The 21,883-nt window shown below is 72.8% G+C and carries 20 protein-coding genes; 12 read left to right on the top strand and 8 right to left on the bottom strand.

The features are described from left to right. The first annotated feature begins 138 nt into the window (after nt 1–138). The 6 genes from ABD340_RS13775 to ABD340_RS13800 are packed head-to-tail and all read left to right on the top strand — an operon-like array spanning nt 139 to nt 4,351. On the top strand, nt 139–654 hold the full coding sequence (locus ABD340_RS13775; RefSeq protein WP_344589300.1) for a hypothetical protein: 516 nt from the start codon (nt 139–141) through the stop codon (nt 652–654). Then, nucleotides 651–1,694, top strand: coding sequence for a peptidoglycan-binding protein (locus ABD340_RS13780; protein ID WP_344589301.1), 1,044 nt, complete (start codon nt 651–653; stop codon nt 1,692–1,694). Before ABD340_RS13775 ends, ABD340_RS13780 begins: the two co-directional genes overlap by 4 nt. Further along, the gene (locus tag ABD340_RS13785) at nt 1,687–2,370 is read left to right on the top strand and encodes an ABC transporter ATP-binding protein (protein ID WP_344589302.1); all 684 of its coding nucleotides are present in this window, start codon (nt 1,687–1,689) and stop codon (nt 2,368–2,370) included. The genes ABD340_RS13780 and ABD340_RS13785 overlap by 8 nt, the downstream gene beginning before the upstream one ends. After that, a complete protein-coding gene (locus ABD340_RS13790) occupies nt 2,367–3,557 on the top strand; it encodes an ABC transporter permease (protein ID WP_344589303.1) in 1,191 nt (396 codons plus the stop codon). Before ABD340_RS13785 ends, ABD340_RS13790 begins: the two co-directional genes overlap by 4 nt. Nucleotides 3,558–3,568: 11 nt before the next feature. After that, on the top strand, nt 3,569–3,979 hold the full coding sequence (locus ABD340_RS13795; protein ID WP_344589304.1) for a hypothetical protein: 411 nt from the start codon (nt 3,569–3,571) through the stop codon (nt 3,977–3,979). A gap of 42 nt (nt 3,980–4,021) precedes the next feature. Continuing rightward, nucleotides 4,022–4,351, top strand: a complete 330-nt coding sequence (locus ABD340_RS13800; RefSeq protein ID WP_425547343.1) for a tetratricopeptide repeat protein — start codon at nt 4,022–4,024, stop codon at nt 4,349–4,351. A gap of 72 nt (nt 4,352–4,423) precedes the next feature. Here ABD340_RS13800 and ABD340_RS13805 read toward each other — a convergent pair whose 3' ends face one another. The 3 genes from ABD340_RS13805 to ABD340_RS13815 form a co-directional block, all read right to left on the bottom strand. Continuing rightward, complete coding sequence (locus ABD340_RS13805) at nt 4,424–5,629, bottom strand: ribonuclease D (protein WP_344589614.1); 1,206 nt, start codon at nt 5,627–5,629, stop codon at nt 4,424–4,426. A gap of 208 nt (nt 5,630–5,837) precedes the next feature. Then, nucleotides 5,838–6,473, bottom strand: coding sequence for a DUF3000 domain-containing protein (locus ABD340_RS13810; RefSeq protein WP_344589305.1), 636 nt, complete (start codon nt 6,471–6,473; stop codon nt 5,838–5,840). 163 nt (nt 6,474–6,636) lie between these two features. After that, nucleotides 6,637–6,888, bottom strand: a complete 252-nt coding sequence (locus ABD340_RS13815) for a hypothetical protein (protein ID WP_344589307.1) — start codon at nt 6,886–6,888, stop codon at nt 6,637–6,639. 160 nt (nt 6,889–7,048) lie between these two features. On the opposite strand from ABD340_RS13815, the gene hemE reads away from it, so the two are divergent. Beyond that, entirely contained in the window at nt 7,049–8,113 is a 1,065-nt protein-coding gene (hemE, locus tag ABD340_RS13820) for a uroporphyrinogen decarboxylase (RefSeq protein ID WP_344589308.1), read from the top strand. A gap of 13 nt (nt 8,114–8,126) precedes the next feature. Here the strand turns inward: hemE and ABD340_RS13825 are convergent, their stop codons facing one another. Further along, nucleotides 8,127–9,170, bottom strand: coding sequence for a DUF4349 domain-containing protein (locus tag ABD340_RS13825; protein WP_344589309.1), 1,044 nt, complete (start codon nt 9,168–9,170; stop codon nt 8,127–8,129). A 104-nt stretch (nt 9,171–9,274) separates the two neighbouring features. On the opposite strand from ABD340_RS13825, the gene hemG reads away from it, so the two are divergent. From hemG to ABD340_RS13840, 3 genes are all read left to right on the top strand, one after another. Then, nucleotides 9,275–10,768: a protoporphyrinogen oxidase gene (gene hemG / locus ABD340_RS13830; protein ID WP_344589310.1), complete on the top strand. Its 1,494-nt coding sequence runs from the start codon at nt 9,275–9,277 to the stop codon at nt 10,766–10,768. Next, on the top strand, nt 10,716–11,426 hold the full coding sequence (gene hemQ, locus ABD340_RS13835; RefSeq protein WP_344589312.1) for a hydrogen peroxide-dependent heme synthase: 711 nt from the start codon (nt 10,716–10,718) through the stop codon (nt 11,424–11,426). Before hemG ends, hemQ begins: the two co-directional genes overlap by 53 nt. 91 nt (nt 11,427–11,517) lie before the next feature. Continuing rightward, nucleotides 11,518–12,111 carry a hypothetical protein gene (locus ABD340_RS13840; RefSeq protein ID WP_344589313.1) on the top strand — a complete coding sequence of 198 codons (594 nt, stop codon included), beginning with the start codon at nt 11,518–11,520 and terminating at the stop codon, nt 12,109–12,111. Between the two features lie 30 nt (nt 12,112–12,141). On the opposite strand, the gene msrB is transcribed toward ABD340_RS13840, so the two are convergent. Continuing rightward, nucleotides 12,142–12,543 carry a peptide-methionine (R)-S-oxide reductase MsrB gene (msrB, locus tag ABD340_RS13845; protein WP_344589314.1) on the bottom strand — a complete coding sequence of 134 codons (402 nt, stop codon included), beginning with the start codon at nt 12,541–12,543 and terminating at the stop codon, nt 12,142–12,144. 98 nt (nt 12,544–12,641) lie between these two features. Between msrB and ABD340_RS13850 the strand changes: the two genes are divergently transcribed. Continuing rightward, a complete protein-coding gene (locus ABD340_RS13850) occupies nt 12,642–13,697 on the top strand; it encodes a DNA polymerase domain-containing protein (protein WP_344589315.1) in 1,056 nt (351 codons plus the stop codon). Nucleotides 13,698–13,806: 109 nt separating this feature from the next. On the opposite strand, the gene ABD340_RS13855 is transcribed toward ABD340_RS13850, so the two are convergent. The 3 genes from ABD340_RS13855 to ABD340_RS13865 all read right to left on the bottom strand — a co-directional run bounded on the left by ABD340_RS13855 (nt 13,807) and on the right by ABD340_RS13865 (nt 19,922). Continuing rightward, on the bottom strand, nt 13,807–15,813 hold the full coding sequence (locus ABD340_RS13855; RefSeq protein WP_344589316.1) for a Xaa-Pro dipeptidyl-peptidase: 2,007 nt from the start codon (nt 15,811–15,813) through the stop codon (nt 13,807–13,809). Nucleotides 15,814–15,959: 146 nt separating this feature from the next. Beyond that, entirely contained in the window at nt 15,960–17,402 is a 1,443-nt protein-coding gene (locus ABD340_RS13860) for an aldehyde dehydrogenase family protein (RefSeq protein ID WP_344589317.1), read from the bottom strand. Between the two features lie 114 nt (nt 17,403–17,516). Beyond that, nucleotides 17,517–19,922, bottom strand: coding sequence for a HelD family protein (locus ABD340_RS13865; RefSeq protein ID WP_344589318.1), 2,406 nt, complete (start codon nt 19,920–19,922; stop codon nt 17,517–17,519). Between the two features lie 264 nt (nt 19,923–20,186). Between ABD340_RS13865 and ABD340_RS13870 the strand changes: the two genes are divergently transcribed. After that, on the top strand, nt 20,187–21,869 hold the full coding sequence (locus tag ABD340_RS13870) for an alkaline phosphatase D family protein (RefSeq protein WP_344589319.1): 1,683 nt from the start codon (nt 20,187–20,189) through the stop codon (nt 21,867–21,869). Nucleotides 21,870–21,883: the final 14 nt, after the last annotated feature.

Genomic DNA, 21,883 nt, shown 5'->3' on the forward strand with positions numbered 1-21,883 from the left:
TGGTGAGAGGGCTCCTTGGCGACTTCCTCAGACCTCGTCCGACCGTCCCGGAGGGGGCGTGGCTAATGCGGGTTTAACCCGGGGGTGGGTCTTATGGGTTTCCGCCGGGGGTGTGGTGCCTTCGGTGGAGAGGACGACATGGGGATTCGTGTATGGGTCCTGGGGCTGGCCGTTCCGTTGGTGTTCGGGGTCTCGGGGTGCGGGGGCGAGCAGCAGGGGAGCGGGGTGGCGAGTGCGGGGAAGGCCGTGGCGGCACAGGCGTCGGCTTCGCCGTCGCGGTCGCTCAGTCCTGAGGACGCGCAGCTGAAGTTCGCCCAGTGCATGCGGCAGAACGGCATCGACGTGCCCGACCCCAAGCCGGGGGGCGGGAACTTCCGGATGGAGATCAGGAAGGGGGTCGACCGGAGCAAGCTGCAGGCGGCGATGGAGAAGTGCAGTCCCTACCTGGAGGCGAGCGGGAAGCTGCCGGATTTGAACGACCCCAAGGTCAAGGACCAGATGGTCAAGTTCGCGCAGTGCGCGCGCAGTAACGGCATCGACATCCCCGATCCCAGTGGGGACGGACTTGTGGGTGCGATGGGGAAAGTCGACCGGGCGCAGTTGGAGAAGGCTCGCGAGTTGTGCGGTCAGCACCTTCCGGGGAGGGGCCGGTGAAGCGTGTGCTGGTCGTGGGCGTGGCTGTGACCGCCGTGGCGGGGAGTGGCGCCGCGTTCGTCCTGGCCGGGGACGGTGGTGAGGCGCAGGCCACTGGCGGGGTGAAGCTGTCCACGGCGTCTGTTACCAGAGGTGACCTGGTCGACACCGAGAAGGTCGAGGGCACCCTTACCTACGACAAGGAGCAGTCGGTCTGGGCTGGGGCCTCGGGGGTGGTCACGTGGGCTCCGAGTCAGGGGGCGTCCATTGAGCGGGGAGAGCCCCTGGTGCGGGTGAAGGGCAAGCCCGTCACGCTGATGTACGGGGGCGCGCCGATGTACCGGGCGCTGCAGTCCGGCTCGGAGGGGGCGGATGTGAGGGCCTTGGAGGCCAATCTGAAGGCCCTCGGTTACGACGACCTGGTCGTTGACAAGGAGTTCACCGGGGCCACCGACGCGGCTGTCCGGGAGTGGCAGGACGACCGGGGGCTGGACGTGACGGGCAAGGTCGATTCCGGTCAGGTCGTGTTCCTGCCCGGTGCGGTGCGCGTGCAGGAGGTGAAGACGCCGGAGGGCAAGCAGGCCGGTCCGGGGCAGGCGGTTCTGACGGTGGCCAGTACGCGGCGGATCGTTCATGTGGATCTGGAGGCCGACAAGCAGGACATGGCGGTCAAGGGCGCGAAGGTGTCGGTGGAGCTGCCGGGCGGGAAGGTCGTGCCGGGGCGGATCGCGTCCGTGGGCACGGTCGCGGAGTCCACGGGGACCGAGCAGAACCCCAAGACCACGGTCGACGTGGAGATCACGCTCGACAAGGACGCCGGACGGCTCGACCAGGCGCCGGTGACCGTGGAGCTGGAGAGCGAGCGGCGCGAGGACGTGCTGTCGGTGCCGATCGAGGCGCTGCTGGCGCTGCGCGAGGGCGGTTTCGGCGTGGAGGTCGTCGAGGGCGCGGCCAAGCGGGTCGTTCCCGTCACCACCGGGATGTTCGGCGGCGGCCGGGTCGAGATCAGCGGGACCGGGCTGGCCCAGGGCATGAAGGTCGGGGTGCCGTCCGGTGAGTGAGCGACCGCCGATCGTGGAGCTGACCGGGGTCGCCAAGCGCTACCCCGGCGGCGTGGAGGCGCTGCGGGGTGTGGACCTGGTGATCGGGCGCGGCGAGATGACCGCGATCGTGGGCCCGTCCGGTTCGGGCAAGTCCACCCTGCTGCACATGATCGGGACGCTGGACCGGCCCAGCGAGGGCAGCGTCCGCATCGCCGGGTACGAGGTCGCCGAGCTGTCGGACCGGGAACTGTCGGCGTTGCGGGCCAGGCACGTCGGGTTCGTGTTCCAGCAGTTCCACCTGGCCGTGGGCGTGAGCGCCCTCGACAACGTGGCCGACGGGATCCTGTACGGCGGCGCGGGCCTGCGCGAGCGCCGGGAGCGGGCGCGGGCGGCGCTGGAGCGGGTCGGCCTCGGCCACCGGACCGGGCACCGGCCGAACCAGATGTCGGGCGGCGAGCAGCAGCGGGTCGCGGTCGCCCGCGCCGTCGTGGGCGAACCCGACCTGCTGCTGGCCGACGAGCCCACCGGGAATCTGGACACCGCCTCCGGCGCCGAGGTCCTGGAGCTGCTGGACGACCTGCACGGCACCGGCACCACCGTCGCGATCATCACCCATGATCTGGACGTGGCGGGGCGGGCGCCGCGCCGCGTCCGGGTCCGGGACGGCCTGATCGAGGGGGCGGGGATCCGATGACCGCCCTGGCACCGGCCCGGCTGAGTGCCCGGGACGTGCTGCGGGTCGGGCTCAGCGGGCTGCGCGCCCGGCCCACCCGGGTCGTGCTGTCGGCGCTCGGCATCGCCATCGGGATCGCCACCATGGTCGCCGTCATCGGGATCTCCTCCTCCAGCAAGGAGGACCTGCTGCGGCGCCTGGACCGGCTGGGCACCAACCTGCTGACCGCCAAGCCCGGCGACACCCTCTTCGGCGAGGAGGCCCAGCTGCCCGAGACCGCGCCGGGCATGGTCGCCCGGATCGGGCCGGTCACCGCGGTGGGCGCCACCGGCACGGTCGACGCGTCGGTCCGGCGCACCGACCGCATCCCGCAAGAGATCACCCACGGGATCGGCGTGCAGGCCGCGTCCACCGACCTGCTCAAGACCCTGGACGTGACCGTGCGGCACGGCACCTGGCTGAACGCCGGCACCGGCCGCTACCCCGGGGTGGTGCTGGGCGCGGAGGCGGCGCGGCGGCTCGGCTTCGACCGGGCCGGCGGGCAGGTGTGGATCGGCGGCCGCTGGTTCACCGTGCTCGGCGTCCTCGGCACCGCCGAGCTGGCGCCCGAGGTGGACCGGTCGGCGCTCGTCGGCTGGGACGCCGCGCGGACGTACCTGGGCTTCGACGGCCACCCCACCACCCTGTACGAGCGGTCCACCGACGCCTCGGTCGAGGACGTCCGGGCGGTGCTCGCCCGTACCGTCAGCCCGGAGAATCCCGAGGAGGTGGAGGTCAGCCGGCCCTCTGACGCGCTGGAGGCCAAGGCCGCGGCGGCCGGGGCGTTCACCAACCTGCTGCTCGGGCTGGGCGCGGTCGCGCTGCTGGTCGGCGGGGTCGGCGTGGCCAACACGATGGTGATCTCGGTGCTGGAGCGGCGCCGCGAGATCGGGCTGCGGCGCTCGCTCGGGGCCACTCGCGGCCAGGTGCGGGTGCAGTTCCTGGCCGAGTCGCTGCTGCTGTCGGCGCTGGGCGGCGCGGCCGGGGTCGTCCTAGGGGCGGGCGTGACGGTCGCGTTCGCGCTGTACCGCGGCTGGCCCCCGGTCGTGCCGCCGTGGGCGCTGGGCGGGGCGCTGGCCGCGACGCTGGCGATCGGCACCGTCGCGGGCCTCTACCCGGCGATGCGGGCCGCGCGGCTGTCGCCGACCATGGCCCTGGCCACGGTCTGAGGAACCGGTGCATGATTGGGAACGTCGACGCCGCTCGTCCCGTGGAGGTTCCCGCCGTCATGCCGGTGCCACGCCCGCTGCGCGACCGGTGCCGCGAATTCCTCGGCATCGAGGGGGAGATCCGCTACATCTTCCCCGCGATGACGTACGGGGGCGGCTCCGGTTTCATCTTCGTCGTGACCGACGAGCGGATCGCCGTGATCTCCACCGGGTCGCTCAGCAGGTCCAGGCCCAGGAGCGTGTGGGGCAGCTACCCGCGCGGCACCCGGATCGGCCCGGTGGAGAGCGGCGACGGCGCCTCCTTCGAGTTCGCGGGCGCGTTCTTCGAGGTCGACGACGAGTACGTGCCGGTCGTGAACGCCGCCGACGCGGAGATCTTCGCCCGCGACAGCCTGCCCCGCGACCCGCTCCCCGACCTGTGACGGTCCCGGAATAGACGGGCGACGGCCGTGGTTGCGCGGGGCATGACGATGCAGCGGCACTACGAGACCTACGAGAGGGCCCGCCTGTACTTCGACCTGCGCGACCCGGCCGAGGCGGCGCGGATCCTGGAGCCCCTGGCGGACGCGCAGCCCGGCAACCACGCCGTCATCGAGCTGCTCGCCCGTTCCTACTTCCATTCCGCGCAGCTCACCCGCGCGGAGTCGGCCTTCCGCCGGCTGCTGGAGCTCGAGCCGTGCAACGCCTGGGCGCACGAGGCCCTGGCCCGAACGCTGGAGCGCCAGAGCCGCCCGGCCGAGGCCGAGCCGTACCGCAAGCTCGCCCTTGCGATGGGCGGTAAGACCGCCTACTGAGCGAGGCTGTGAGACGACGGCGCCCCGGGACGTCATGTCCTGGGGCGCCGTCGTCTTGTGCGTGCGAGGGCGTCAGATGTCGCCCTTGCTCTCCAGCCGGAGCAGCGCCTTGGCCAGGGGGGTGGCGACGACGCCGACCTGCCAGGCGCGGGCGCCCAACGAGAGCAGTGCCGCGCTGATCGCCTCGGACGTGCTCTCGTCAGGGGGCGTCCAGGCGAGACGGCGCACGTAGTCGGGCTGGAGGAGGTTCTCGCTGGGCATCGTGTGCTCGTCGGCGAGCGCGGCGACCACCGTTCGCGCGGCGTTGAGGCGCTTGGCGGCCTCCGGGTCGCGTTCCGGCCAGCGGTGCGCGGGCGGCGGGCCGTCACCGGGCAGGTTGGCCTGGGGCAGCGCGCCGTCGGGCAGCCCACGGGCGCGTGACACCGCGCGGAGCCAGGCGGCCTGGTGGCGACGGGCGCCGCGGCCGCGCAGCGACGCCAGGCCCTGCAGCTCGGCGGGGTTCTTGGGGGTGCTGAGGGCCAGCTCGACGATCGCGGCGTCCTGCAGCACCCGGCCGGGGGACAGGTCGCGCTCCTGGGCGATCCGGTCGCGGGTCTCCCACACCTCCCGGACCACCGCCAGCGCCCGCCGGTTGCGCACCCGGTGGATGCCGGACGTGCGGCGCCAGGGGTCGGGACGCGGCGTGCGCGGCGGCGTGGCCAGGATCGCCGCGAACTCCTCCAGCGCCCACTCCAGCTTGCCGGCCTCCTTCAGCAGGCCGTCCAGCGCGTCCCGCAGTTCGACCAGCAGTTCGACGTCCAGGGCCGCGTACCGCAGCCAGTCGTCCGGCAGCGGGCGGGTGGACCAGTCGGCCGCCGAATGGCCCTTCTCCAGCGTGAAGCCGAGGATGTTCTCCACCATCGAGCCCAGCCCCACCCGCGGGTAGCCCAGCAGCCGGCCGGCCAGTTCGGTGTCGAACAGCCGCCGCGGCACCAGGCCGACCTCGGCCAGGCACGGCAGGTCCTGGTTGGCGGCGTGCAGGATCATCTCGGCGCCCGCCAGCGCCTCGTCCAGGGGGGTCAGGTCGGGGCAGGCGATCGGGTCGATCAGGGCCGTGCCCGCCCCGGCGCGGCGCAGCTGGATCAGGTAGGCGCGCTGGCCGTACCGGTAGCCGGAGGCGCGTTCGGCGTCGACCGCGACCGGGCCGGTGCCCGCGGTGAACGCGGCGATGACACGTTCCAAATCCGCGGCGTCGGCGACCACGGGCGGCACGCCCTCGCGCGGTTCCAGCAGCGGCACCGGGGCGGGCGGCTCCTCGGCCCGGGGTCTCTGCGGCGCGGGTTCCCCGGGCTCCGGCGCCTCCCCGGGGTCGGTGGGCTGGGCTGTCGTGGCGGACTCCTCGGACGCTGATACGGGCCGGACGGCCTGCGGGCCGGGCGCTTTCGCGCCTGCGCCGGTCGCCTCGGTCTCGGACGCTGTGCTTCCCACGCCCCCTACCGTACGTCGCTCAGCCGGTCCCGCCGCCGGGATGGTCCGGCAGCGGGCTGACGCCGGTGGGCGGCAGCCCGGCCGTGGTGCACATCACCTCGCACCAGGCGGCGATGTGCCCGGCCAGGTCGTCGCGGGTGGGCGACCACGAGGCGCGCAGCTCCAACTCGGTGGTGGACGGCTCGTCGCTCTTGTCGCCGAAGCTCTCGGAGACGGCGCGGGTGATCGTGCCGGACTCGCCCGCGTACCCGGCCGGTTCCAGGGCCTCCAGCAGCCAGCTCCAGGCGACCGAGCCGATCAGCTCGTCGGCGGCGATCTCCGGCTCCAGATCGGCCCGGATGTAGGCCACGATCCGGAAACCGCCGGTCCAGCCGCTGCGGCCCTCGGGGTCGTACAGCACGATCAGCCGGCCCATGGCGATCTCGGAGTCGTCGTCGCGGTAGACGCTGCCGGAGATCGCGGCCGCGTACGGCGCCAGCCGCTGCGGGGCGGGCATCTCCTCCAGGTCGAGCTCGGGCCGCAGCGGCGGGCCCTCCAGGAACGACTGCAGGGTCTCGACGGCGCGTTGGAACGGCGCGGGGACCTGGGGGCCGTCGCCGTTGCCGTCGTGCTCCTCCGGCGAGCCGGGGGGCGGGGTCGGGGCCGCCGGGCTCATGGCCGTACCGGCCGGTGGACGGGTGTGGGCCGCCGCCGGGCGGTGCGCGCAGGACGTGCCGGGGGCACGCTGCGGCGACGCCGGTCCGGGGGGACTGGTGACGGGCGTGGTCGGTGGGGATGCAGGCACAGCACAGGTGGTTTCGTTTCGGGGGCCGGGCCGGTCAGGCCACGGCCCGCTGGGCCGCTGCCCGGCCGCGGCCGGGCAAGTCGGATGCCGGAGTGCGCGGGCCGTCGGACCCGCCCGGGCCCGTCCCGCGCGGCGAGGCGGACCGGGCCGGCCCGGGTGTCGGGGGCTCGACCAGGACGGCCGAGCCGCACGCGGTGCAGGCCCGCTCGGGACAGTCCGCACCGTGCCCGTCCCGGCAGGGCGGCTGCTCGAATTCGCGCTCGTCGCCGCAGGTGGAACAGTACAAGGGGGACCTCCCTCGGCTATGACACGGATCACGTTCGCACGTGCGGGTGACAGAATGCGGGACTTCGCTCGGCGTGTCCGGAACTTCAACGGCGTCCCGCCCGGCGGCGCCCGGCTCACCTCGGTGCCGATCTCCGGCGCGGCCGTGGGACCATCGAGGGGTGACCGTCGACGCTGATGTTCCGCAGGACACCCCCGGGCTCCGGGAGAGCGCCTTCCTGAAGGCGTGCCGCCGGGAGCCGGTTCCGCACACCCCCGTCTGGTTCATGCGCCAGGCCGGCCGCTCGCTGCCCGAGTACCTCAAGGCCCGCGAGGGCGTGGCGATGCTGGAGGCGTGCGCCCGGCCCGACCTGATCGTGGAGATCACGATGCAGCCGGTGCGGCGGTACGCGGTGGACGCGGCGATCTTCTTCAGCGACATCATGGTGCCGCTGCGCGCGATCGGCATCGACCTGGACATCGAGCCGGGCGTCGGGCCGGTGATCGCCGACCCGATCCGGGACGCGGCGGACGCGGCCCGGCTGCGCCCGCTGGAGCCCGGCGACGTGCCGTACGTCACAGAGGCGGTCCGCGGGCTGGTGGACGAGCTGGGCGGCACCCCGCTGATCGGCTTCGCGGGCGGGCCGTTCACCCTCGCCTCGTACCTGATCGAGGGCGGCCCGTCCAAGAACCACGACCACACCAAGGCCCTGATGTACGGCCGGCCTGAGCTGTGGGCCGAGCTGATGGAGCGGCTGGCCGACATCACGATCGCTTTCCTGAAGGTGCAGGTCGCGGCGGGGGCGAGCGCCGTCCAGGTCTTCGACTCCTGGGTGGGCGCGGTCGCGCCGGAGGACTACCGGGCCGCGGTGCTGCCGCACACGAGCCGGATCTTCGCCGAGATCGAGCCGCTGGGCGTGCCGCGGATCCACTTCGGCGTCGGTACGGGCGAGCTGCTCGGGCTGATGGGCGAGGCGGGCGCCGACGTGGTGGGCGTCGACTGGCGGGTGCCGCTGGACGAGGCGGCGCTGCGGGTCGGGCCGGGGAAGGCGCTGCAGGGCAACCTCGACCCGGCGCTCCTGTTCGCCCCCTGGGAGGTCGTGGAGCGCCGGGCGCGCGACGTGCTGGCGCGGGGCCGTACGGCCGAGGGCCATGTGTTCAATCTCGGGCACGGCGTGCTGCCGTCCACCGACCCCGATGTGCTGGCCCGCCTCGCGGACCTGGTCCACGAGGCGAGCGCCGGCTGACCTCTCCCGGGGCCTACTCGGACGGTTTCCGGGCGTCCGGCTCGGGTTCCGCGGCCTCGGACGGCTCCGCGGCGACGCTCGCCGGGACCGGAGCAGGGGTGTCCGGGGCGTGCGGGGCGGGTGCGGGCCGGGGGCCTTGCGCGGCCCGCCGGTCCTTGGTCCGGCGCCAGACGATCAGCGCGGGCCAGCCGATCGCGGCGGCCGTCACCAGGAAGGGCAGCAGCCAGCCCACGGCCTCCGCGAGCCCGGACATGAAGGCGGTGAAGTCGTGCCAGCCGTTCTTGAGACCGCCGATGAAGCCGCCCTCGCGCTCGGGCGTCTCGGTGGCGACGGCGGGCTCCTCCAGCGTGATCGACACGGTGGCGTACCGCGTGCTGTGCTGCAGCGCCTTCTGCCGGGCCTGGAGCGCCTCCAGTTCGGACTGCCGGCGCGCGATCTCCTCCTCGACGTTGATCACCTCGCCGACGGTGTTCGCGCGGTCCAGCAGCTTGCGGAACGAGACCAGCGCCGCCTCCGCCGACCGCACCCTGCTGTCGACGTCGGCGACCTCCCGGGTCACGTCCTCGGCCTGCCGGCGCAGCGACAGCTTCTTCCCGAGCCGGGTGGTGAGGCCGTCCAGGACGCCGTCGAACCGGTCGGCGGGGATCTTCAGGGACAGCGTGGCGCCGGCGGGCGCGGTGGCCGACGACTCGTTCTCGACGTACCCGCCAGCCGAGACGGCCATCTGCTTGGCGCCGGCGGCGGCCTGGTCGGTGTTCTTCACGCGCACCCGCAGGTCGGCGGTGTAGACGACGGAGCGCCCGGAGGGCAGGGGTTGCTGCGCGGCCTGCCGGTTCTTGGGATCCCCGGCACTGGCGCCGGTGCCGGAGCCGCCGCCGGGGGTGCGGTCGCCGGTGGAGTCGCGGGTGGTCCCGCCCTCGGCCCGGAGCGGGGCCGGTTGTCCGGCCCGGCTGGAGGCGTCGTTCGCGCCTCCTCCGCTGCAGGCGGCGAGGGTCCCTGCCAGCAGCAGGACGATGAGCGCGCACGTGGCCTGTTTGACGGTTCTCGCGGTCCACATGGCCCTTCGACGGTGTGGCGTGGATCACCGTTCCGGAGGGCGGGTCGCGAAACGGCCACGAAGCGGGCGCGGCCGGGTCACGCCCGGCACGCCGGGCGGGGGCGTTGACGGGTGCGGGCCGGGTATCTGGGATCGTTGAGGGCATGAGCAGCTCCCATGTCGTGGTCGTCGGGGCGGGCATCGCGGGCCTCGCCGCGGCGCGGCTTCTCGCCCGCGGCGGGGCCCGCGTGACCGTCCTGGAGGGCTCCCCGCGCATCGGCGGCAAGCTGCGGGTGAGCGAGATCGGCGGGCTGCCGGTGGACGAGGGCGCCGAGGCCATGCTTGCGCGCCGTCCCGAGGGCCTGGACCTGGTCCGCGACCTGGGCCGGTCGGACGAGCTGCGGCATCCCGGCACGACGTCCTCGGCGATCCTGAGCCACGGGGCGCTGCGGAGGCTGCCCGCGGGTCAGGTCATGGGCGTTCCGTCCGACCTGCGCGCGCTGGCGGCCTCCCAGGTGCTCTCCCCGGCGGGGCTGGCCCGGGTGCCGCTCGATCTCGTCCTGCGGGAGACGCCGCGCGGCGCCGACGTCTCGGTGGCGGACTTCATCGGCGCCCGCATGGGCCGCGAGGTCGTGGACCGGCTGGTGGAGCCCCTCCTGGGCGGGGTGTACGCGGGACGCGCCGAGGAGCTGTCGTTCGAGGCGACGCTGCCGGCCGTGGCCGCCGCCGCCCGCACGCACCGGTCGCTGATCAGCGCGGTCCGGGGGATGAGGGAGGCCGCCCCGGCCGCCGCCGGCCCCGTCTTCGCCACCCTGCCGGACGGTCTGGGACGCCTGCCCCTGCTGGTTTCCGACGACATCGCCGAGGCCGGCGGAACCATCCGTACCAGCGTGATGGTGCGGGAGCTGCGGCGCCGTTCCGAAGGCTGGAGGCTGACCCTCGGCCCTGCGCGCGCACCCGAGACCCTGGACGCGGACGCCGTCGTGGTGGCGGTGCCCGCCGCGCCCGCCTCGCGGCTGCTCGCCGAGGACGTACCGGCTGCCGCCCGCGAGCTGGCCCGCATCGACTACGCCAGCATGGCCATCGTCACCCTCGCCTACCGCGCGAGCGCGTTCCCAAGGCTCCCGCGCGGCAGCGGCTACCTGGTGCCGTCGGTCGAGGGACGCGAGGTCAAGGCCGTCACCTTCAGCTCCGTCAAGTGGCCGCACCTGCGCGACCGGGAACCGGGGGTCATCGCCGTACGATGTTCCATCGGCCGGTACGGGGAGGAGCACACCCTCCAGCGCGGCGACGACGAGCTGAAGGCCGTGGCCATGACGGAACTGGCCGCCACGTGCGGGGTCTCGGAGCTCCCCGTGGACAGCCGGGTCACGCGCTGGGGCGGAGGCCTCCCGCAATACAACGTGGGCCACGTCGACCGGGTGGCGCGCATCCGCGCCGCCGTGGCGAAGCAACCCGGGCTGGCCGTGGCGGGCGCGGCGTACGACGGATTGGGCATCCCGGCCTGCATCGCCAGCGCTCGCGCTGCGGCGACCCGGGTGCAGGAGTATCTGGAGGAGTTGAGTGATGGCAGCGACGGACACGGACAAGGCGAGCAAGCCCAAGGCGCGCGACCTTAACCAGGTCATCCGCTACACGATGTGGTCGGTGTTCCGGGTGAAGAACCCGGGCGAGGTGGGGGAGCAGCACGCCGGCGAGGTGCAGGACCTTCTCGACCAGGCCGCGCAGAAGGACGTGACAACGCGCGGTCTTTACGACGTCGCGGGCCTGCGCGCCGACGCCGACTACATGTTCTGGTGGCACGCGTCCACTTCGGAGGACCTCCAGGAGATCTACTCCCGGTTCCGCCGCACCGCGCTGGGCCGCGCCAGCGAGCCCGTGTGGTCGCAGATGGCACTGCACCGGCCCGCCGAGTTCAACAAGAGCCACATCCCGGCGTTCCTGGCCGACGAGGAGCCTCGCGCGCACGTGTGCGTGTACCCGTTCGTGCGGTCGTACGAGTGGTACCTGCTGCCGGACGAGGAGCGCCGCGGCATGCTCGCCGAGCACGGCAAGATGGCCCGCGGCTACCCGGACGTGCGGGCCAACACGGTCTCCTCGTTCGCGCTGGGCGACTACGAGTGGATCCTGGCGTTCGAGGCCGACGAGCTGCACCGCATCGTCGACCTGATGCGCCATCTGCGCGGCTCCACGGCCCGCCGGCACGTCCGCGAGGAGATCCCCTTCTTCACCGGGCGCCGCAGGGCGGTGGCCGAGCTGATCGCAAGCCTGCCTTGACGCGAGCCTGCCCGACACCGGGGCGTGATGAAGGGGTCGCAGTCCGCGAGTCGCGGGCTGCGATGACCCAAAAGTTAGTAAAGTACTGGCCGTGACCAACGCTTCACCTAGGCACGGCCGTGGAAAGCACTCCAAGCCGCCGTCCGAGTTCAGTGTTCGATGGAACCGGCTGATCAGGTCGTCGCTCACGAAATCAGGCAGGCGCAGGCTGGTCGCGGCCGGCACGGGCACCGCCACCGTCGCGCTCATCGCGGTGGCGGCCGCGGCGGGCTTCGCGGCCACCGGGGAGGCGAAGAAGGGGCCGCAGGCGGCGGTCGCGGCCCAGAAGGCCAGGCCCTCCGCCGCCGCGTCGCCGCAGGCGACCGACCCCGCCGGCGGGCCGGACGAGACCGTCGACGTCATGCCCTATCTCCAGACCAAGGATCCGGAGAAGAAGGTCTCCAAGTACGTCAAGGACGTCCAGCGCACCGGAGACTTCCTGCGGGTCTACACCGACCTGGAGGAGGGCGACGAGAACTCCAAGCCCGCCGTCTCCCTCTGCGAGTGGACGACGGAGTTCCTGCGCGGGGGCGGCGACAAGGAGCCGCGCGTCTTCGTCCACGGCAAGAGCGAGGACAACGGCAGCGTCGTCCTGGCGAACAAGCAGAGCGACAAGGACGACTGCGAGGTCGGCGAGACCCGCTGATCACCCGCCGCCCCCGCGGGGCGGCCCGGGCTACTCCAGCGGTTCGAGCGTGAGGGAGATCGAATTGATGCAGAAGCGCTTGTCGGTCGGGGTGGCGTAACCCTCGCCCTCGAACACGTGCCCCAGGTGGGAGTCGCACGTGGCGCAGCGCACCTCGGTGCGGACCATGCCGAGCGTGCGGTCCTCCAGCAGCACGACCGCGTCGGACTTGGACGGCTCGTAGAACGACGGCCAGCCGCAGTGCGAGTCGAACTTGGTCTCCGACCGGAACAGTTCGGTGCCGCAGGCCCGGCACCGGTAGACCCCGATGGTCTTGGTGTTGGTGTACTCACCGGTGAACGGCCGCTCGGTGCCCGCCTCGCGGAGCACCTGGTACTCCTCGGGGCTGAGCTGGGCCCGCCATTCGGCCTCGCTCTTCTGGATCTTCGCCATCCTCCGACGGTACCTCGCGCGGGACGCGTCCCGCCTGCCCGCGGGCACGCCGGGGGGCGTGCCCGGATCTTGTCGGACCCGTGGGCTAACGTGCGGTCATGGCCTCGCCGTTCATCGAGATCCCGGTCGGGGATCGGCTCGTCAAGGTGACCAACCCCGACAAGGTGTACTTTCCGCAGCACGGTTACACCAAGCGCCAGCTGGTGGAGTACTTCATCGCCGTCGGGGACGGAATCCTGCGCGCCACGCGCAACCGTCCCACCACGCTGGAGCGCTGGCCCGGCGGGGTCTTCGAGGGGGCCCGGCTGGCCACCCGCGACAACCCGCACGGCGCCGACGCCTTCTACCAGAAGCGCATCCCCAAGAACGCGCCCGACTGGGTGCGCTCGGCCCGCATCGACTTCCCCAGCGGGCGTTCGGCCGACGAGGTGTGCCCGACGGAGGTCGCGGCGATCGCCTGGGCCGCCAACCTCGGCACGCTCACCTTCCACCCGTGGCCGGTCCGGGACGCCGACGTCGACCACCCCGACGAGCTGCGCATCGATCTCGACCCGCAGCCCGGCACCGATTTCGGCGACGCCGTCCGGGTGGCGCTGGGCCCGGCCCGCGACCTGCTGGGCGAGCTGGGCTACACCGGATTCGTGAAGACCTCGGGCAAGGGCGGCGTGCACATCTACGTGCGGATCGAGCCGCGCTGGACGTTCACCGAAGTGCGCCGCTCGGCGCTCGCCTTCGGCCGTGAGATCGAACGCCGCGTCCCCGAACTGGTCACCACCAAATGGTGGAAGGAGGAGCGCGGCGAGCAGATCTTCATCGATTTCAACCAGAACGCCCGCGACCGCACCATCGCCTCGGCCTACAGCGTCCGCCCGGCCCCGCACGCCCCGGTCTCCGCCCCGGTGACCTGGGACGAGCTGGCCGATGTGGCGCCCGAGGACTTCACGATCGTGACCATGCCCGAACGCTTCGCCAAGGTCGGCGACCCGCACGCCGCCATCGACGAGCATGCCTTTTCCCTGGAACCGCTCCTGGAAATGGCCCAACGCGACGAGAACGACCACGGATTGGGCGATATGCCCTACCCGCCCAACTATCCGAAAATGCCCGGCGAGCCGAGACGCGTCCAGCCCAGCAAGAAACGCGACGACGACTGACCATCGCCGCGTGCGGGCGAGCGTGCGATCGCCGGGGCCGGGCGGGACGCGTGACGTCCGGGACGGCCGAGCCGCCGGTCGGGGACCGGCGGCTCGGTTGCGGAAGAGGTCAGAACAGGTTGCGGGGCTGCCTCGGCAGGACCACGTTGACCGGGCCGCGCCAGGCGTCCCGGGTCCGCGGGGTCACCAGCGTCGAGACGTCCGCGCCGGCGGCGGGGACGACCGGGACGCTGACCGAGCTGCCCGCCAGGTCCACCGTCACCTGGGCGCCGGTCGGCGTCTCGGTGGTGTAGTCGGCGTCGGTGCCGGCCACGACAAGCGCCAGCCGGTGGCCCTTCTTGACCGTGTAGTCCTGGCTGAGCGTCTGCCAGCGCACCCCGTAGTACTTGCCCGGGGTGAGCGGGGTCGGGGCGCTGAGCGAGGAGCGGTTCTGCGCGTCGAGCCAGCCGCGGCCCACCACGTTCACCGGCGACGCGGTGGTCTTGGTGCGGGTCTGCTTGTAGCAGGCGTCGTCGGCGGGAGTGCTCTCGCCGTGGCAGCTCTCGGTGGTGAGCGTCTCGATGCCCTCACCCTGGCCGAGGTAGTCGACGCGGGTGTCCTCGCCGTAGTCGACGAGCAGGGCGGTCAGGTTGGCGGTGGGCTTGTCCAGCTTGACCTTCAGCTGCGCGGCCGGGGTGCCGGAGATGCGCGCGTCGGCGGGGACGGGCCCGGACACGTAGGCGAGGCGGTACGGCTTGGCCGCGGTCGGGTCGCTGACCAGGTCGCCTTCGGGGTAGCCCGTGCCCTGCGGGCCCGCGGAGTCGGTGAAGGCCGCGGTGGTGCCCCCGGCGGCGGGCTTGGCGCCGAGCGAGCCGTCCGCGCCGGGACGCAGCGTCAGCGTGCGGGCGCCGGGCGACGGCCAGTCGGCCTGCGTGATCCACCGGTCCGGTCCGACCTCGATGTCGGCGCGCGGCTGCCGCAGCACATCGTTCCCGATCTTCTGCAGCTCGTGGTCGAACCACTTGTGCAGCGTCGCGATCCACTGCTCGCGGCGGGTGTCGAACGGGTCGACGTGGCCGCGCTGGGAGATCCACACCTTGCGGGTCACGCCGCGCTTGGCCAGGCCCTGCCACCACAGCGAGAAGTGGTTGGTCTTGACGTTGAGGTCGTTGGCGCCGTGGAAGGCGAAGACGCTGGCCTTCACGTTCCCGACATCGCCGATCGTGCCGCGCCGGTAGTTCGACTCGGCCCAGTAGCGGTTGTAGTCGCCGGTGGCGTCGTCCTCGCCCTGGTCCAGCTCGGTGCGCACGGGGGCGCACTTCTCGGGCGGGTCGGTGTCGACGTAGTCGGCCAGCCAGGGCTGCTCGTCGGTCCAGTACTTCACGCCGTTCATGCGGCTGTAGTCGTACCAGCTGCTGATCGCCGAGATCGGGACGATGGTCTCCAGTCCCTTGACCCCGGTGGCGGCGACGCCGTTGGCGAGGGTGCCGTCGTAGGACTTGCCGATCATGCCGGTGCGGCCGGTGCTCCAGGACGCCCGCACCGCGCCGCCGTCGGGCCGGTACGCCTTGGCCCGCCCGTTCAGCCAGTCCACCACGGCCTTGGCGCCCAGCACGTCGGGTGCGCCGCCGCTGGTCGGGCAGCCGTCGGACCTGGTGGTGCCGATCATGTCGACGGCCAGGAAGGCGTACCCGCGCGGCACGAAGTGGTTGTCGTAGAACAGCGGGAACTTCGCCGGGTTCCCGGCGGCGTCGTAGACCTTGCGCTCGCCCTCGTTGCCGCGTCCGGAGTTGTCGTAGTACGGGCTGGCGTCCATGATCACCGGGACCCGGAGCCCGCGGTCGGACTCCCTGGGCCGCACGATGTCGACCCTGACCCGGTCCTTCCTGCCGTCGCGGTCGCTGTCGACCGACGACTCGACGTACACGTGCTCGCGGATCGCGTCCTTGTAGGAGAAGACCGGCTGGGTGACGCCGTCCTTCACCACGATCTTCGGCACGGCGACGCGGGCGTGCGCGACGCCGCCCGCCCCGATCACCGCCACGGCGGTCAGCGCGGCGATCGTGCCGGCGCCGAGCGCGCGTGCTGCTGAGCCTTGTGGGCCTTGCCGGGTTCGACGCAGGGATCTCCTGGGCAACCCGCACCTCCGGGAGGTTGTGATGATCTCTACGGAGGCACAGGCTTTCTCGTCCTGGGTGCCAGGTAAATATCGAAACAGCAGTAACTCTGGCCGCTTTTGGTCGCAGGTCGCCCTTGCGCGGCGACCCCGCGGGCCCGGAACGGTCAGAACTCGAAGATGCCGGCCTTCTCGCGGGTGTAGGCGAGGACGGAGTCGTGGCCGTAGCCGCTGTCCTTGGTGCCTTCCAGCGGGAACATGACCTTGCGGAAGGTGTTGACCCAGACCGTCCCGGTCTCCAGGTTGCGGAACATGCGCTGGGCGGTGCCGAGGTCGCGGGTCCAGACGCCGGCCGCCAGGCCGTAGGAGGAGTCGTTGGCGATGGCCACGGCCTCCTCCTCGGTGTCGAACGGGAGGACGACGGCGACCGGGCCGAAGATCTCCTCCTGGCAGACGCGAAGCGAGTTGTCCTCGGTGGCGAAGAGGGTGGGCTCGACCCAGTAGCCGCCCGCGAACCCCGGGTCGGCGACGGCCTCCGGGCCGAAGCGGCCGCCGAAGACCAGCTCGGCGCCCTCCTTGGCCGCGATCTCGAGGTAGGACGTGACGCGCTCGTACTGCTCCTTGGAGACGATCGGGCCCATGGTGGTGCCGGCGGAGAGCGGGTCGCCGAGCCTGATCCCGGCGGCGATCGTCCTCATCCGCTCGATCAGCTCGGCATGGATCGGGCGCTGGACGAGGATGCGGGAGCCGCCGTAGCAGATCTGGCCCGCGTTGGCGGTGAAGATCGCTTGGGTGGTGACGCCGGGGGCGGCCTTGTCGAGGTCGGCGTCGGCGAACACGATGTTGGGTGACTTGCCGCCCAGTTCGAGGGCGAGCGGCTTGAGGGAGTCCGCCGAGGCGCGGGTGATGATCCTGGCGGTCTCGACCGAGCCGGTGAGGCTGATCTTGTTGACGTCGCGGTGCCGGACGAGCGGATCGCCCACCTCCTCGCCGAGGCCGGACACGATGTTCAGCACGCCCGGCGGCAGCACCTCGCGCAGCAGCTCGCCGACCCGGAGGCTGGAGGCGGTGGCCTGCTCGGCGGGCTTGATGATGACGGTGTTGCCGGCGGCGAGCGCGAAGGCGGCCTTGGCCGACAGCGTGGAGATCGGCGAGTTCCACGGGATGATGCCGAGCGTGACGCCGTACGGTTCGCGCCGGGTGACGCCCATGCTGGACGCCCCGAAGTCGACGCTCCTCCCCTCGACGGCGGCGGCGCATTCGGCGGCGGCGTTCGTCCACAGGTGGGTCATGCCGGGCAGGTCGCGCTTGGCGGTCTCGCTGATGATGCGCCCGTTGTCGCGGGTCTCCAGCTCGGCCAGCTCCTTGGCGTGCTCGGCGAAGACGCCGGCGACCTTGCGCAGGTGGTGGGCGCGGGCCGGGGCGGGCAGGCCGGACCACGCGGGGAACGCGGCGCGTGCCGCGGCCACCGCGGCGGCGGCGTCCTCGGCGCCGCCGCGCGGGATCCTCGCCCAGACCTCGCCGGTGGCCGGGTCGACCGAGTCGAGCGTGCGGCCGCCCGCGGCGGGCCGGAGCTCGCCGCCGATCAGGTTGGAGTACTCCCGTGTCATCGCCGTCCCTTCCCGGAGAATATTGAAGCAAGCGTACGCTTGGTGATCCGCCGGGGGGAAGCCGCCGTCCCGGGACGGCGGAGCCCGCCGCCTCCGCCGTCCCGCCGGCCCGGGTCAGCCGGTCGGGGCCAGGGCGGAGAGGACGGCGGGCAGGTCGTCGTCATGGACGACGGTGAGGCGGCGGGTGGCGCGGGTGATGGCGACGTACAGGTCCTGGCCGCCGCGCGGGGACTCGGCGACGATGCCGGCCGGATCCACCACGATCACCGAGTCGAACTCCAGGCCCTTGGCCTCCTCGCAGGTCAGCACCACGACCGGGGCGTCCAGCGCGTCGGGGGTGGCGCCCGCCGGGGTGCCGGGCAGCGCGCCGCACACGGCGGGATGACGGCCCGCGGAGGTGATCAGCGCCAGCCGGCCCTCGCCGGCGCCGCCGCCGATCCCGGCCAGCTCGGCGCGGACCAGCGCGGGCAGCCGGTCCGGCAGCGCCGCCCGGCCGATGCGGGCGGTGAACGGCGGCGGGCCGTCGTCGCGCACCGGCTCCGGCGGCACCTGCTCGGGCGCGACCGCGGCCAGCACGTCCGCCGCCACCCGCATGATCGCGGCCGGGGTGCGGTAGTTGACCATCAGCCGCTGCTCCCGCCAGCGGCCCGGGACGTACCGGTCCAGCATCTGCCCCCACGAGCGGGCGCCGGCCGGGCTGCCGGTCTGCGCGATGTCGCCGACCACGGTCAGCGAGCGGGTCGGGACCCGGCGCATGATCGTCCGCCAGGCCATCTCGGAGAGCTCCTGCGCCTCGTCCACGATCACGTGGCCGTACGCCCACTGCCGGTCGGCCATCGCCCGTTCGGCGGTGGTGCCCTGCGGGCCGTCATCGCGGTTGCGCCCGGCCAGTTCGGCGGCGTCGACCAGCTCCTCGTCGGCCAGGCCGGTCAGCTCCAGGACGCCGCGGGCGTAGCTTTCCTCCTCGGCGCGCTCGGCGGCCGCCCTGCGGGCCCGGATCCGGTCCGCGGTGTCGTCCTGGCCCAGCCATTCGGCGGCCTCGTCGAGCAGCGGCACGTCGGAGGTGGTCCAGGACGACCCGGCGGGACGGTGCAGCAGCCGGCACTCGGCGGTGGACAGGCCCGCCCCGGCGCCGACCCGCTCCAGCGCGCCGGCGTCGGAGAACAGGCCGGCGATCAGCCGTTGCGGGGTGAGCTCGGGCCACAGGGCGTCCAGCGTCCGGCGGACGGCCGGGTCCTGCCAGAGCGCCTCCTTGGCCACGCGCAGGTCGGCCTCGTCCAGGAGCGGATCGTCGTCGGCCTCGTCGATCAGCTCCTGGAGCCAGTCGGGCACGCCGCCCGAGGTCAGGATCTCCTCCAGCGGCTCGTCGACGAGCTTGTCGTACTGCTCGGCCCGGTTCAGCGCGAGCGCGTCGAGCAGCTCGTGGACGTAGCGGCGGCGCTGGATGTTGTGCGGGACGCGCAGCGCGCGGGCCCGGTCACGGGCCTGGACGCAGGCCTCGTGCGCGACCCGCAGCGTCATGTCGTCGGCCGCGACCTCCAGGTCCCCGTCGGGGACGCGCTGCCGGTCCCGGACGGCGGCCTCGACCAGGTCCGCCATGCGCAGGTCGCCCTTCAGCACGGCGACGGCGGGCGGCTCGGCGGCGGCGGCGCGGACGCCCGGGTACAGCTCGCCGACGGTCGCCAGGGCCACGTCGGTCTCGCCGAGCCCGGGGAGGACCTGCGCGATGTAGCGCAGGAACGTCGCGTTCGGCCCCACGACCAGGACGCCGCGCCGTTCGAGCACGTCCCGGTGGGTGTAGAGGAGGTAGGCGGCGCGGTGCAGCGCGGCGACCGTCTTGCCGGTGCCGGGGCCGCCCTGCACGACCAGCACGCCCTGCAGCCCCGACCGGATGACCTGGTCCTGCTCCTCCTGGATGGTGGCCACCACGTCGGTCATCCGGCCGGTGCGGCCGCGGCGCAGCGTCGCCAGCAGCGCGGCCTCGCCGACGATGCTGCCGCGGTCGTCCTCGGTGAGGCCGTCGAGGTCGAACACCTCGTCGTCGAGCCCGACGACGGTGCGCTCGCGCAGGTGCAGATGGCGGCGGCGGGCGAGCGTGCCCGGCGAGCCGGGGGTGGCGGTGTAGAACGGGCGGGCCGCCGTGGCGCGCCAGTCGATGAGGAGCGGCTCGCGGTCCTCGTCGCGCAGCCCGATCCTGCCGATGTAGAAGGTGTCGCCCGGGGCGCCGTCCTCGGGGCGGTGGTCGATGCGGCCGAAGCACAGGGCGCGGTCGACCGCGGAGAGGCGGGCCAGCCGGCGGGACGCCTCGGTGGTGGTCACCTCCCGCTCCACCTGGGCCTGGAAGCCGGAGCCGCCCCCGGGGCCGGGGCCCCCGCGCAGTTCGGCGGCGGCCTTCTCGCGCTCGGTGTCGAGCCGGGTGTACACGCGATCGACGTACCTCTGCTCGGTGCGCGTCGCGGCCTCGCGCGCGTCGTCAGCGGAAATCTTTTCCGGAACGGGCTTGACTTGACGGGCTCGCATGCGTCGGGTAGTCTCCCAGTCGTAGGGTTGAGGTTGTTTGCGCCCAATTTGCAAGCGGCAGCCTATCATCCTTATGTCCGTCCCGGTCCGCGCTTTCGCGTCGGCCGGGATTTTTCTTTGTCCGCTGTCTGGTGGAGTGTCCGTCACTGTGGGCAAATGAGTGGATTTGTTGGAGCGGGAGTCATCTCGACGGAACGCTCCGGTCATCGTGCGCGGTGAGGCTGTCCGGCGATCAAGACCGAACCCCCGAAAGGTCCCATCGCCATGGCCGACGTTCCGCATCCGCTCAACCGCAGGTCGTTCCTCGTCACCACCGGTCTGGTGGCCGGCACGGCCGCGGCCGTGCTCCCCGCCGGTGCCGCCGGGGCCGCGGGACGCGCCCCCGGCGACCTCACCACCGACCCGTTCACCCTGGGCGTCGCATCCGGCGACCCCGACCACGACGGTTTCGTCCTGTGGACCCGGCTGGCGCTCGACCCGCTGGCCGAGGACGGTCTCGGCGGCATGCCCGCCAAGGCATTCCAGGTGAGCTGGGAGGTCGCCGCCGACGAGCGGTTCAGCCGGATCGAGCGCCGCGGCACCGCCAACGCCCGCCCCGAGGCCGCGCACAGCGTCCACGTCGAGCTGAACGGTCTGCGCCCCGGCCGCGACTACTGGTACCGCTTCCGCGTCGGCAGCCACGTCTCCCCGGTCGGCCGCGCCCTCACAGCGCCCAGCCCCGACTCCTTCGGCCCGGACCTGATGATGGCGTTCGTGTCGTGCTCCCAGTACGAGCACGGCCTGTTCACCTCGTACCGGCGGCTCGCCGAAGAGCACCCCGACCTGATCCTGCACTTGGGCGACTACCAGTACGAGTACAAGAAGGGCAGCTACAACATCCCCGGCGGCAACTTCCGCGACCACGAGGGGCCCGAGACCGTCACGCTCGCCGGCTACCGGCAGCGGCACGCCCAGTACAAGTCCGACCTCGACCTGCAGGCCGCGCACCAGGCCGCGCCCTGGCTGGTCGTCTGGGACGACCACGAGACCGAGAACAACTGGGCCGCCGAGATCCCCGAGGCGAACTCCGACACCCCCGACCCCGCCGCCTTCCGCGCGCGCCGCGCCGCCGCGTTCCAGGCGTACTACGAGAACATGCCGCTGCGCCGCAGCTCGGTGCCGCACGGCCCGCAGATGCAGCTCTACCGCCGGGTCCGCTGGGGCAGGCTGGCCAACTTCCACATGCTCGACACCCGCCAGTACCGCGACGACCAGGGCTGCGGCGACGGCTACAAGGACTGCCCCGCCGCCGTCGACCCGGCGCGCTCCATCACCGGCGACGCCCAGGAGAAGTGGCTGATCGACGGGTTCCGCCGCTCCACCGCCCGCTGGGACGTCCTCGGCCAGCAGGTCTTCTTCGCCCAGCGCGACAACAATGCCGGCCCGCTCAAGGTCACCAGCATGGACTCCTGGGACGGCTACGTGGCCTCCCGCGACCGGATCACCAAGGGCTGGGTGGACGCCAAGGTCCGCAACCCCGTCGTGCTCACCGGCGACGTGCACGCGCACTGGGCCAGCGACCTCAAGGCGAACTTCGACGACCCCGCCTCCAAGACGATCGGCGCCGAGCTGGTGTGCACCTCCATCAGCACCGGCGGCGACGGCGCCGACTCGAACCCCGCCGACCACCCGTTCCTCAAGATCAACCCGCATCTGCGCTTCTACAACAACCAGCGCGGCTACGTGATCAGCAGGATGGGCAAGGATGAGATGCGGTCGGACTTCAAGACGCTGCCCAACGTCCGCACCGCCGGCGCCCAGGCCTCGACCAAGGCCACCTTCGTCATCGAGGACCGGGTGCCGGGCGTGCAGCAGGCCTACCTGCGGCCGCTCGTCTCCACCAAGGCCGCCCGGTCGCAGGAGGACCTGATCCGCGAGACCGTCGAGAACGAGACCAAGCGCCCCTGACCGCGATCTGATCG

The sequence above is a fragment of the Actinomadura vinacea genome (genome assembly GCF_039532545.1).
Lineage (GTDB): Bacteria > Actinomycetota > Actinomycetes > Streptosporangiales > Streptosporangiaceae > Spirillospora > Spirillospora vinacea.

What these genes read in the sequence shown, in the direction of transcription:
- ABD340_RS13825 (WP_344589309.1), bottom strand. Translation starts at nt 9,170, where the DNA reads ATGTGGACCGCGAGAACCGTCAAACAGGCCACGTGCGCGCTCATCGTC.
- ABD340_RS13800 (WP_425547343.1), top strand. Translation starts at nt 4,022, where the DNA reads ATGACGATGCAGCGGCACTACGAGACCTACGAGAGGGCCCGCCTGTAC.
- ABD340_RS13850 (WP_344589315.1), top strand. Translation starts at nt 12,642, where the DNA reads ATGGCCTCGCCGTTCATCGAGATCCCGGTCGGGGATCGGCTCGTCAAG.
- ABD340_RS13810 (WP_344589305.1), bottom strand. Translation starts at nt 6,473, where the DNA reads ATGAGCCCGGCGGCCCCGACCCCGCCCCCCGGCTCGCCGGAGGAGCAC.
- ABD340_RS13790 (WP_344589303.1), top strand. Translation starts at nt 2,367, where the DNA reads ATGACCGCCCTGGCACCGGCCCGGCTGAGTGCCCGGGACGTGCTGCGG.
- ABD340_RS13795 (WP_344589304.1), top strand. Translation starts at nt 3,569, where the DNA reads ATGATTGGGAACGTCGACGCCGCTCGTCCCGTGGAGGTTCCCGCCGTC.
- ABD340_RS13870 (WP_344589319.1), top strand. Translation starts at nt 20,187, where the DNA reads ATGGCCGACGTTCCGCATCCGCTCAACCGCAGGTCGTTCCTCGTCACC.
- ABD340_RS13865 (WP_344589318.1), bottom strand. Translation starts at nt 19,922, where the DNA reads ATGCGAGCCCGTCAAGTCAAGCCCGTTCCGGAAAAGATTTCCGCTGAC.
- ABD340_RS13775 (WP_344589300.1), top strand. Translation starts at nt 139, where the DNA reads ATGGGGATTCGTGTATGGGTCCTGGGGCTGGCCGTTCCGTTGGTGTTC.
- msrB (WP_344589314.1), bottom strand. Translation starts at nt 12,543, where the DNA reads ATGGCGAAGATCCAGAAGAGCGAGGCCGAATGGCGGGCCCAGCTCAGC.
- ABD340_RS13860 (WP_344589317.1), bottom strand. Translation starts at nt 17,402, where the DNA reads ATGACACGGGAGTACTCCAACCTGATCGGCGGCGAGCTCCGGCCCGCC.
- hemQ (WP_344589312.1), top strand. Translation starts at nt 10,716, where the DNA reads ATGGCAGCGACGGACACGGACAAGGCGAGCAAGCCCAAGGCGCGCGAC.